The 11,756-nt window shown below is 62.6% G+C and carries 11 protein-coding genes; all 11 read left to right on the top strand.

Annotated elements, in window-relative coordinates:
* Positions 1–15 precede the first annotated feature (15 nt).
* The 11 genes from CAG29_RS16855 (at position 16) to nuoC (ending at position 11,756) form a co-directional block, all read left to right on the top strand.
* Positions 16–462: an NUDIX hydrolase gene (locus tag CAG29_RS16855; RefSeq protein ID WP_085630536.1), complete on the top strand. Its 447-nt coding sequence runs from the start codon at positions 16–18 to the stop codon at positions 460–462.
* A gap of 59 nt (positions 463–521) precedes the next feature.
* Positions 522–1,646 carry a tRNA 2-thiouridine(34) synthase MnmA gene (gene mnmA, locus CAG29_RS16850; RefSeq protein ID WP_085630538.1) on the top strand — a complete coding sequence of 375 codons (1,125 nt, stop codon included), beginning with the start codon at positions 522–524 and terminating at the stop codon, positions 1,644–1,646.
* On the top strand, positions 1,643–2,266 hold the full coding sequence (gene hflD / locus CAG29_RS16845) for a high frequency lysogenization protein HflD (RefSeq protein ID WP_085579815.1): 624 nt from the start codon (positions 1,643–1,645) through the stop codon (positions 2,264–2,266). Before mnmA ends, hflD begins: the two co-directional genes overlap by 4 nt.
* Positions 2,267–2,393: 127 nt before the next feature.
* Entirely contained in the window at positions 2,394–3,764 is a 1,371-nt protein-coding gene (gene purB, locus CAG29_RS16840; protein ID WP_085579813.1) for an adenylosuccinate lyase, read from the top strand.
* Between the two features lie 86 nt (positions 3,765–3,850).
* Positions 3,851–5,023 carry a cupin domain-containing protein gene (locus CAG29_RS16835; RefSeq protein ID WP_085579811.1) on the top strand — a complete coding sequence of 391 codons (1,173 nt, stop codon included), beginning with the start codon at positions 3,851–3,853 and terminating at the stop codon, positions 5,021–5,023.
* Positions 5,016–5,441: a GNAT family N-acetyltransferase gene (locus CAG29_RS16830; protein ID WP_085579809.1), complete on the top strand. Its 426-nt coding sequence runs from the start codon at positions 5,016–5,018 to the stop codon at positions 5,439–5,441. The genes CAG29_RS16835 and CAG29_RS16830 overlap by 8 nt, the downstream gene beginning before the upstream one ends.
* 183 nt (positions 5,442–5,624) lie before the next feature.
* Positions 5,625–6,386, top strand: coding sequence for a secretin N-terminal domain-containing protein (locus CAG29_RS16825; RefSeq protein ID WP_085694836.1), 762 nt, complete (start codon positions 5,625–5,627; stop codon positions 6,384–6,386).
* A gap of 475 nt (positions 6,387–6,861) precedes the next feature.
* A complete protein-coding gene (gene aceA / locus CAG29_RS16820; RefSeq protein ID WP_085579805.1) occupies positions 6,862–8,187 on the top strand; it encodes an isocitrate lyase in 1,326 nt (441 codons plus the stop codon).
* A gap of 612 nt (positions 8,188–8,799) precedes the next feature.
* Entirely contained in the window at positions 8,800–9,213 is a 414-nt protein-coding gene (locus CAG29_RS16815) for an NADH-quinone oxidoreductase subunit A (RefSeq protein ID WP_003223812.1), read from the top strand.
* 10 nt (positions 9,214–9,223) lie between these two features.
* Positions 9,224–9,898, top strand: coding sequence for an NADH-quinone oxidoreductase subunit B family protein (locus CAG29_RS16810; protein WP_085579803.1), 675 nt, complete (start codon positions 9,224–9,226; stop codon positions 9,896–9,898).
* 73 nt (positions 9,899–9,971) lie between these two features.
* Complete coding sequence (nuoC, locus tag CAG29_RS16805; RefSeq protein WP_085579801.1) at positions 9,972–11,756, top strand: NADH-quinone oxidoreductase subunit C/D; 1,785 nt, start codon at positions 9,972–9,974, stop codon at positions 11,754–11,756.

Raw genomic sequence — 11,756 nt, 5'->3', positions numbered from 1 at the left:
AATTGAGGAAGGTTCATGGACTGGCAACCCCACATCACCGTCGCCACCATCGTCGAGGACAACGGCCGCTTCCTGATGGTCGAAGAGCACAAGGCCGGCCGCAACGTGCTCAACCAGCCCGCCGGCCATCTGGATCCGGACGAGACCCTGATCGAGGCCGCCGTGCGCGAAACCCTTGAGGAAACCGGCTGGGACGTCGAGCCCACCGGCGTCATCGGCATTTATCTGTACACCGCCCCCAGCAACGGCGTGACCTACCAGCGCGTGTGCTTCAGCGCCAAGGCCGTCAAGCACCACCCGGATTATCAACTGGACGACGGCATCGTCGGCGCCAAGTGGCTGACCCGCGACGAATTATTGGAGCAGCGCGATCACTGGCGCAGCGAACTGATCATCCGCTGCATCGACGATTACCTGGCCGGCAATCGCTTCGGCCTCGAACTGATCCGCCCTTCCCTTTAGCCTTGAGGCCGTGAGCCTGTTAGAATCGCGTCCTTTTTCAAGACACTCATTGAATCCCTATGCGTGATCCAGCCCCTTCTGACACATCCAAGAAGCGCGTCATTGTCGGCATGTCCGGCGGCGTGGACTCTTCCGTTTCCGCTCTCCTGCTGATCGAGCAGGGCTTTGAGGTGGAAGGCCTGTTCATGAAGAACTGGGAAGAAGACGACGGAACCGAGTACTGCACCGCCATGGACGACCTGGCGGACGCCCAGGCCGTGTGCGACAAGATCGGCATCAAGCTGCACACCGCCAACTTCGCCGCCGAGTACTGGGACAACGTGTTCGAGCACTTCCTGGCCGAATACAAGGCCGGCCGCACGCCGAACCCGGACATCCTGTGCAACCGCGAAATCAAGTTCAAGGCGTTCCTGGACTACGCCATGAGCCTGGGCGCCGACCTGATCGCCACCGGTCACTACGTGCGCCGCCGCGACATCGACGGCCGCACCGAACTGCTCAAGGGCCTGGATCCGAACAAGGACCAAAGCTACTTCCTGCACGCCGTCGGCGGCGAACAGATCGCCAAGACCCTGTTCCCGGTCGGCGAACTGGAAAAGCCCGAAGTTCGCGCCATCGCAGAGAAGTACGAACTGGCCACCGCCAAGAAGAAGGACTCCACCGGGATCTGCTTCATCGGCGAGCGCCGCTTCAGCGACTTCCTCAAGCAGTACCTGCCGGCGCAGCCCGGCGAGATCAAGACCACCGAAGGCGAGGTCATCGGCCGTCACCACGGTCTGATGTACCACACCATCGGCCAGCGCCAGGGCCTGGGCATCGGCGGCCTGAAGGACGCCGGCGACGAGCCGTGGTACGTGCTGCGCAAGGACCTGGAGCACAACGAACTGATCGTCGGCCAGGGCAACAACCATCCGTGGCTGTTCTCCGGCGCCCTGCTCGCTTCCGAGATCTACTGGGTCAACCCTATCGACCTGAGCCAGCCGCGCCGCCTGACCGCCAAGGTGCGCTACCGCCAGAACGACCAGGCCTGCACCCTCGAGCAGACCGCCACCGGCTACCGCGCCGTGTTCGACGAGCCGCAGCGCGCCGTCACGCCGGGCCAGTCGGTGGTGTTCTACGACGGCGAGGTCTGCCTCGGCGGCGGCGTGATCGAAGTCGCCGAGCCGTGGAGCGGCCAGGCATGAGCCCGATCCAGGAACAACTGACGGCGTTGGGCGGCGTGTTTCTCGCCGCCGTGCTGGTCGACCGGATCGCCAAGACCGGCCAGACCAACGAGGCCGGCCTGACCTGCATGCTCGGCAGCCTGCTGGTGCGCGACCCCAAGGACACGCTGGACGTCTACGGCGGCGACGACATCAACCTGCGCGACGGCTACCGCGCGCTGGTCGGCGCCCTCGAACGCGACCCGAGCACCCTGCAGCGCGAGCCGTTGCGCTACGCCCTGTCGATGCTGGGCCTGGAGCGGCAACTGGCCAAGCGCGACGACATGCTCGACACCATCGGCAAGCGCCTGCCGCAGATCCAGTCCCAGGTCGAGCATTTCGGCCCGGCCCACGAAAACGTGATCGCCGCGTGCGGCGCGCTGTACCAGGACACCCTGAGCACCCTGCGCCAGCGGATCCAGGTGCACGGCGACATGCGCAACCTGCAGCAGCCGAGCAACGCCTCGAAGATCCGCGCCCTGCTGCTGGCCGGCATCCGCTCGGCGCGCCTTTGGCGCCAGCTCGGCGGCCACCGCTGGCAACTGGTGATCAGCCGCCGCAAGCTGCTCAAAGAGCTGTACACGCTGATGCGCAGCGAGTGAACCGACCCGCGACAATTGCTTTGTAGTCTGTAACGCGTAATACGCCGGTCAGTTGGTGACGGATCGGCGGACTTTTTCATGTATGATACGCGCCCCATTTCGTTGCCCGACTGTCCGAGAACACCCCATGCAGCTCTCTTCGCTCACTGCGGTTTCCCCTGTAGACGGCCGCTACGCCGGCAAAACCCAGGCCCTGCGCCCTATTTTCAGCGAGTACGGCCTGATCCGTGCCCGCGTCCTGGTCGAAGTGCGCTGGCTCCAGCGCCTGGCCGCCCACGCCGGCATCCCGGAAGTGCCGGCCTTCTCCGCCGAGGCCAACGCCGTTCTGAACGAACTGGCCGAAAACTTCTCGCTGGAGCACGCCGAGCGCGTCAAAGAGATCGAACGCACCACCAACCACGACGTCAAGGCGATCGAATACCTGCTCAAGGAGCAGGCGGCCAAGCTGCCGGAGCTGGCCAAGGTCAGCGAATTCATCCACTTCGCCTGCACCAGCGAAGACATCAACAACCTGTCCCACGCCCTGATGCTGCGCGAAGGCCGTGACGACGTGATGCTGCCGCTGATGCGCCAGACCGCCAACGCCATCCGCGAACTGGCCCAGCGTTTCGCCGACGTGCCGATGCTGTCGCGCACCCACGGCCAGCCGGCCTCGCCGACCACCCTGGGCAAAGAGCTGGCGAACGTGGTCTACCGCCTGGAGCGCCAGATCGCTCAGGTGGCCGCCGTTCCGCTGCTGGGCAAGATCAACGGCGCCGTGGGCAACTACAACGCCCACCTGTCGGCCTACCCACAGATCGACTGGGAAGCCAATGCCCGTGCCTTCATCGAAGAAGAGCTGGGCCTGGCCTTCAACCCGTACACCACGCAGATCGAGCCGCACGACTACATCGCCGAGCTGTTCGACGCCATTGCGCGCTTCAACACCATCCTGATCGACTTCGACCGTGACATCTGGGGCTACATCTCCCTGGGTTACTTCAAGCAGCGCACCATCGCCGGCGAAATCGGCTCGTCGACCATGCCGCACAAGGTCAACCCGATCGACTTCGAAAACTCCGAAGGCAACCTGGGCATCGCCAACGCGCTGTTCCAGCACCTGGCGAGCAAACTGCCGATCTCCCGCTGGCAGCGTGACTTGACCGACTCCACCGTGCTGCGCAACCTCGGCGTGGGCTTCGCCCACAGCGTGATCGCGTACGAAGCGAGCCTCAAAGGCATCAGCAAGCTGGAACTGAACGCGCAGAAGATCGCCGAAGACCTGGACGCCTGCTGGGAAGTGCTGGCCGAACCGGTCCAGACCGTGATGCGCCGCTACAACATCGAGAACCCGTACGAAAAACTGAAGGAACTGACCCGCGGCAAGGGCATCAGCCCTGAAGCGCTGCAGACCTTCATCGACGGTCTCGACATGCCGGCCGAAGCAAAGGCCGAGCTCAAGCGCCTGACGCCGGCCAGCTACATCGGCAACGCCGTGGCGCAAGCCAAGCGCATCTGATCGACCGCTTGAACCGTTTGAGACGCCCGGCCGCGCCGGGCGTTTTTATTCCCGTCTGAAAAGTGCTTTTTTTCAATAGGTTACATATGAATCCAGATACTCCTCTTCAACTTCTGGGCGGCCTCACGGCGCGCGAGTTCATGCGCGACTACTGGCAGAAAAAACCGCTGCTGATCCGTCAGGCGATGCCTGACTTCGAAAGCCCGATCGACCCTGACGAGCTGGCCGGCCTGGCCCTCGAAGAAGAAGTCGAATCGCGCCTGGTCATCGAACACGGCGAGCGTCCGTGGGAGCTGCGTCGCGGCCCGTTCGCCGAGGACGAGTTCACCAAGCTGCCTGAGCGCGAGTGGACCTTGCTGGTGCAGGCGGTCGACCAGTTCGTGCCGGAAGTCAGCGAACTGCTGGAGAACTTCCGCTTCCTGCCGAGCTGGCGCGTCGACGACGTGATGATCAGCTTCGCGGCCCCCGGCGGCAGCGTCGGCCCGCACTTCGACAACTACGACGTGTTCCTGCTGCAGGGCCACGGCAAGCGCAACTGGAAGATCGGCCAGATGTGCGACTCCGAGAGCCCGCTGCTGCAGCATGCGGATCTGCGCATCCTCGCCGAATTCGAACAGACCGACGAGTGGGTGCTGGAACCGGGCGACATGCTCTACCTGCCGCCGCGCCTGGCCCACTGCGGCGTCGCCGTGGACGACTGCATGACCTACTCGGTCGGCTTCCGCGCGCCGAGCGCCGCCGAAGTGCTGACCCACTTCACCGACTTCCTGAGCCAGTTCCTGCCGGACGAAGAGCGCTACACCGACGCCGACGCCAAGCCGGTCAGCGATCCGCACCAGATCCAGCACGACGCGCTCGACCGCCTCAAGTCCCTGCTGGCCGAGCACATGGGCGATGAACGCCTGCTGCTGACCTGGTTCGGCCAGTACATGACCGAGCCGCGCTACCCGGAACTGGTGGTGGGCCTTGAAGAAGTCGCGGAAGACGACTTCCTCGGCGCCCTGGAAGACGGCGCGGTGCTGATCCGCAACCCGAGCGCCCGCCTGGCCTGGTCCGAAGTCGACGACGACCTGCTGCTGTTCGCCAGCGGCCAGAGCCGTTACCTGCCGGGCAAGCTGCGCGAGCTGCTGAAGATGATCTGCGCCGCCGACGCGCTGCACATCGACAACCTCGGCGAGTGGATGGACGACGAGGACGGCCGCGGCCTGCTGTACGAACTGGTCAAGCAAGGCAGCCTGGGGTTCGCCGACGATGAATAAGATTCGCGTGCATGTCGCAGACTGGCAAAAGGACAACGCCGAGATCCGGCGCATCCGCGAAACCGTGTTCATTGCTGAGCAATCGGTGCCGCCGGAGCTGGAATGGGACGCCGATGACGCCACCGCCGTGCATTTCCTGGCGTTCGAAGGCGACTTCCCCATCGGCACCGCCCGCCTTTTGCCCGACGGGCACATTGGCCGGGTGTCGGTGCTCAAGGACTGGCGCGGCCTGAAGGTCGGCGATGCGCTGATGCAGGCGGTGATCGCCGAAGCCGAAGCGCGTGGGCTCAAGCAGCAGATGCTCAGCGCCCAGGTGCAGGCGACGCCGTTCTACGAGCGTCTGGGGTTCAACCTGGTCAGCGAGGAGTTCCTCGAGGCCGGGATTCCCCATGTCGACATGGTCCGCCATTCGGCCTGAGCCCATCACCACCAGGCCAGCTTCCTGCGGGAGCCAGCCTGCTGGCGACAAGGCCGGCAAGAACACCCAAAACGCCCCGCCATCTGCCGATGCCGGGGCGTTTTGCCGCCCGGGATTCAACTTGCCCCACCCCGGGCCGACAAAGTGGCAATATCAAGCCTTTCGAAAGCGGAGATAACGGACATGTCCCTACGCAACCTGCTCGCCACCCTGCTGCTCGGCTGCAGCCTGTCGGCGATGGCAGCCACAGAAATCGTGCCCCTCAAGTACCGCACCAGCGCCGACATGCTGCCCATGGCGCAGGACTTGATGGGCAAGGACGGCCAGGTCAGCGCCTACGGCAACCAACTGATCGTCAAGGCCGAACCCGGCAAGATCCAGGAACTCAAGGATCTGCTGACGCAACTCGACACCGCCCCCAAGCGCCTGCTGATCACCGTCGACACCAACGAGAACAACGGCCGCGGCGACGAAGGCTACTCGGTCAACGGCGCCCAACCGAACCAGACCCGCATCATCAGCCGCAGCACCGCCAGCCGCGACGGCGGCGTCCAGCAAGTGCAGGCCAGCGAAGGCATGCCGGCGCTGATCCAGGTCGGCCAGAGCGTGCCGATCACCAGCAGCCAGAGCGACTCCTGGGGCGGCTACAGCAGCCAGACCCAATACCGTAACGTCACCCAGGGTTTCTACGTCACCGCCAGCGTCACCGGCGACATCGTTCATCTGGCCATCAGTACCAACCGTGACCGTATGAGCCAGGAACGTCCCGATGTAGTGAACGTGCAAAGCACCGACACAACCGTCACCGGACGCCTCGGGGAGTGGATCACCCTGGCGGGCGTGAATCGCCAGACCCAGGCCGACAAACAGGGCCTGACCCGCAGCTACTCGACTCAGGGCCGGGATGACATGACCTTGCGGGTGAAAGTCGACAGCCTGGACTGAAGCCCCGAAAACTGACCGCACAGTCGTATTAGACGAAAGATGTAGTGCTTGAAAAAAAGCACTACAAAACGTTTGACGGGCCAAAAAAGCGAAGGCATGATGGCCTCGCTCCCGCTAATCAGAGGCCCTGGCAAGGGCCTTCGAAGCGATGTTCGCACCTACCCCGCGAACCGTTTCGTGTCTGTACCGCCCACAAGGTGTGTTTGACGAGGTTGCGACTGGAACGAAGTTGTCCCGAGGGACGGAAGCGTTTTTAGGTAACCCGGCATCACGCTGCAGCCCGCAGAAAAGGCCCACGACGCCCCGACTGCGCCCGCCAGTTCGCCTTTACCTGCTCACTTTCCCCTCGAGCCCGTCGTTCATCCCGTCGCCATCCCGCCGAACCCGACTTGACCACCCGGATCTCTGGTCAGCGAGCGCAGGAATTTTCCACCGCAGAACAACTTTTCATAAAGACGCGACGAGGTTTATCTCCATGGCACTGACACGCGAACAGCAAATTGCAGCCCTTGAAAAAGACTGGGCTGAAAACCCGCGCTGGAAAGGCGTGACTCGCACTTACTCCGCCGCTGACGTCGTCCGCCTGCGTGGCTCGGTCCAACCTGAGCACACCTTCGCGAAAATGGGCGCCGAGAAGCTGTGGAACCTGGTGACCCAGGGTGCCAAGCCGGCCTTCCGTCCTGAGAAAGATTTCGTCAACTGCATGGGCGCCCTGACCGGCGGCCAGGCTGTGCAACAAGTCAAGGCCGGCATCCAGGCGATCTACCTGTCCGGCTGGCAAGTGGCTGCGGACAACAACTCCGCCGAATCGATGTACCCTGACCAGTCGCTGTACCCGGTGGACTCGGTGCCGACCGTGGTCAAGCGCATCAACAACGCCTTCCGCCGCGCCGACCAGATCCAGTGGAAAGCCGGCAAGAACCCGGGCGACGACGGCTACATCGACTACTTCGCACCGATCGTGGCTGACGCCGAAGCCGGTTTCGGCGGCGTTCTGAACGCCTACGAGCTGATGAAGAGCATGATCGAGGCAGGCGCCGCCGGCGTTCACTTCGAAGACCAACTGGCTTCCGTGAAGAAATGCGGCCACATGGGCGGCAAGGTACTGGTTCCGACCCAGGAAGCCGTGCAGAAGCTCGTCGCTGCCCGTCTGGCCGCCGACGTCGCCGGCACCCCGACCATCATCCTGGCCCGCACCGACGCCAACGCCGCCGACCTGCTGACTTCGGACTGCGACCCGTACGACCAGCCGTTCGTGACCGGCGAGCGCACCCAGGAAGGCTTCTACAAGGTTCGCGCCGGCCTGGATCAAGCCATCGCCCGCGGCCTGGCCTACGCGCCGTACGCCGACCTGATCTGGTGCGAAACCGCTAAACCGGACCTGGAAGAGGCCCGTCGCTTCGCCGAAGCGATCAAGAAGGAATACCCGGACCAGCTGCTGTCGTACAACTGCTCGCCTTCCTTCAACTGGAAGAAAAACCTGGACGACGCGACCATCGCCAAGTTCCAGCGCGAACTGTCCGCGATGGGCTACAAGCACCAGTTCATCACCCTGGCCGGCATCCACAACATGTGGCACAGCATGTTCAACCTGGCGCACGACTACGCCCGCAACGACATGACCGCCTACGTGAAGCTGCAGGAGCAGGAATTCGCCGACGCCGCCAAGGGTTACACCTTCGTGGCTCACCAGCAGGAAGTGGGCACCGGCTACTTCGACGACATGACCACCGTGATCCAGGGCGGCACCTCGTCCGTGACCGCGCTGACCGGTTCGACCGAAGAAGAGCAGTTCCACTGATCGACTTCGCCTGAGCGAACGGCCCTGGCGGATCGTACAGAAAGCTAACCGCCCAGCCGCACCACTGACGCCCCGACTCGTTCGGGGCGTTTTTTTGCCCGTTATTCAACGAACGCCATCGGTTCCGGGGTCAACCGAGATCGCCGCGGGAGCCAGCCTGCTGGCGATGGCGCATGCCAAGGCGCCACCCCTCCCGCAAAGTCTTCGCGCAAACCTTGATCCAGCGCAGTGCCGGCAGCAGGAAAACCGGCTAAAACGGGCGCCGCCGCTACTTGCAGTAACGCAGATATAAGACAACTTCCCAACTGCCGCACCGCTAAAAAGTAACAAACCCACTCCAAACGATATTAATTATCATTTAGCCGCAACTATGTTCGTTACATTCCTCACAAAACATCATTGACGCAATCCCGGCTAATGCCCGAAACCCGCGGGCTGCGGGGCATTCGAGGCGCGCTATGTCCTTATTCCAATAAATAATTTCGCTATAGGAATTTTACTTGCAGGGTGTTTAGCCATAAAATCAGCGCGATTGATTGCTGCGACATATCGTCACTGCCTTATTTCTTTATCAAGCTCAGAGACCTTTGCTCTCTGTTAAGGATTACCAGCATGCCCGAAGCGACCGGACTCATGGCCCACAACTGGGGCTTTGCCATTTTCCTTCTGGGTGTCGTCGGCCTGTGCGCCTTCATGCTCGGCGTATCCAGCCTCCTCGGGTCAAAAGCCTGGGGTCGCAGCAAGAACGAACCGTTCGAGTCCGGCATGCTGCCCACCGGTGGCGCCCGCTTGCGGCTCTCAGCCAAATTCTATCTGGTCGCGATGCTGTTCGTGATCTTCGATATCGAAGCCCTCTTTCTCTTTGCATGGTCTGTGTCCGTCCGCGAAAGCGGCTGGACCGGATTCGTCGAAGCTCTCGTTTTCATAGCAATTCTGTTGGCAGGTCTTGTCTACCTATTTCGAGTGGGCGCCCTTGACTGGGCTCCGGAAGCTCGTCGTAAGCGGCAGGCGAAGCTGAAACAATGAGGCTTTGGCAATGCAATACAATCTCACCCGAATCGACCCCGATGCGCCTAACGAGCAGTACCCGATCGGCAAACGGGAAACCGTCGCCGATCCGTTAGAGGATCAGGTCCACAAAAACATTTTCATGGGCAAGCTGGAAGACGTGCTGAGCGGCGCGGTCAACTGGGGACGTAAGAACTCCCTGTGGCCGTACAACTTCGGCCTGTCGTGCTGCTACGTGGAAATGACCACCGCCTTCACGGCGCCCCACGACATCGCCCGCTTCGGCGCCGAAGTCATCCGGGCATCACCGCGTCAGGCGGACTTCATGGTTATCGCCGGTACCTGCTTCATCAAGATGGCGCCGATCATCCAGCGTCTCTACGAGCAAATGCTCGAGCCGAAGTGGGTTATCTCCATGGGTTCGTGCGCAAACTCCGGTGGCATGTACGACATCTACTCCGTGGTCCAAGGGGTGGACAAGTTCCTGCCGGTGGACGTTTACGTGCCTGGCTGCCCGCCCCGTCCAGAAGCGTTCCTGCAAGGCCTGATGCTGCTGCAGGAATCGATTGGCCAGGAGCGTCGCCCACTTTCCTGGGTCGTTGGCGATCAAGGCGTCTATCGCGCCGACATGCCTTCGCAAAAGGAACAGCGCCGCGAACAGCGCATTCAGGTAACCAACCTGCGCAGCCCTGACGAAGTCTGATCCAGATCTGTTCTGCCATAGAAACGAGAAGCTGGCTTCATTCTTTACGTTGACCGAAAGCGAAAAAATAACCATGACTACAGGCAGTGCTCTGTACATCCCGCCTTACAAGGCAGACGACCAGGATGTGGTCGTCGAACTGAACAACCGCTTTGGCGCCGAGGCCTTCACCGCCCAGCCGACCCGCACCGGCATGCCGGTGCTGTGGGTGGCCCGCGCCAAGCTCGTCGAAGTCCTGACCTTCCTGCGCAACCTGCCCAAGCCGTACGTCATGCTCTATGACCTGCACGGCGTGGACGAGCGTCTGCGCACCAAGCGTCAAGGGCTGCCGGACGGCGCCGAATTCACCGTGTTCTACCATCTCATGTCGCTGGAGCGTAATAGTGACGTGATGATCAAAGTCGCCTTGTCCGAGAGCGACCTCAGCCTGCCAAGCGTCACCGGCATCTGGCCGAACGCCAACTGGTACGAGCGCGAAGTCTGGGACATGTACGGCATCGACTTCAAAGGCCACCCTCACCTGTCGCGCATCATGATGCCGCCGACCTGGGAAGGTCACCCGCTGCGCAAGGACTTCCCTGCCCGCGCCACCGAATTCGATCCGTTCAGCCTGAACCTGGCCAAGCAGCAGCTTGAGGAAGAGGCCGCGCGCTTCCGTCCTGAGGACTGGGGCATGAAGCGTTCCGGCCCGAACGAGGACTACATGTTCCTCAACCTCGGCCCGAACCACCCGTCGGCCCACGGTGCGTTCCGCATCATCCTGCAGCTGGACGGCGAAGAGATCGTCGACTGCGTGCCGGACATCGGCTACCACCACCGTGGCGCCGAGAAGATGGGCGAGCGCCAGTCCTGGCACAGCTACATCCCGTACACCGACCGCATCGACTACCTCGGCGGCGTGATGAACAACCTGCCGTACGTGCTCTCGGTCGAGAAGCTGGCCGGCATCAAGGTGCCGGAGAAGGTCGACGTCATCCGCATCATGATGGCCGAGTTCTTCCGGATCACCAGCCACCTGCTGTTCCTGGGCACCTACATCCAGGACGTCGGCGCGATGACCCCGGTGTTCTTTACCTTCACCGACCGCCAGCGCGCCTACACCGTGATCGAGGCCATCACCGGCTTCCGTCTGCACCCGGCCTGGTACCGCATCGGCGGCGTCGCCCACGACCTGCCGCGCGGCTGGGACAAACTGGTGCGCGACTTCGTCGAGTGGCTGCCCAAGCGCCTCGACGAATACACCAAGGCCGCCCTGCAGAACAGCATCCTCAAGGGCCGTACCATCGGCGTCGCCCAGTACAACACCAAAGAGGCCCTGGAATGGGGCGTCACCGGTGCCGGCCTGCGCTCCACCGGTTGCGACTTCGACCTGCGTAAAGCGCGCCCGTACTCCGGCTACGAGAACTTCGAGTTCGACGTACCGCTGGCCGCCAACGGCGACGCCTACGACCGCTGCATGGTGCGCGTGGAAGAGATGCGCCAGAGCGTGCGCATCATCGACCAGTGCCTGCGCAACATGCCGGAAGGCCCGTACAAGGCGGACCACCCGCTGACCACGCCGCCGCCCAAAGAGCGCACGCTGCAGCACATCGAAACCCTGATCACGCACTTCCTGCAGGTTTCGTGGGGCCCGGTCATGCCGGCCAACGAATCCTTCCAGATGATCGAAGCGACCAAGGGCATCAACAGTTATTACCTGACGAGCGACGGCGGCACCATGAGCTACCGTACCCGGATCCGCACTCCGAGCTTCGCCCACCTGCAGCAGATCCCTTCGGTGATCAAAGGCAGCATGGTCGCGGACCTGATCGCGTACCTGGGTAGTATCGACTTCGTTATGGCCGACGTGGACCGCTAA

It is taken from the genome of Pseudomonas sp. B7(2017) (assembly GCF_002112745.1).
Lineage (GTDB): Bacteria > Pseudomonadota > Gammaproteobacteria > Pseudomonadales > Pseudomonadaceae > Aquipseudomonas > Aquipseudomonas ekonensis.
The sequence above is the reverse complement of the archived record's forward strand: the minus strand, read 5'-3'. Positions and strand labels throughout refer to the sequence as shown.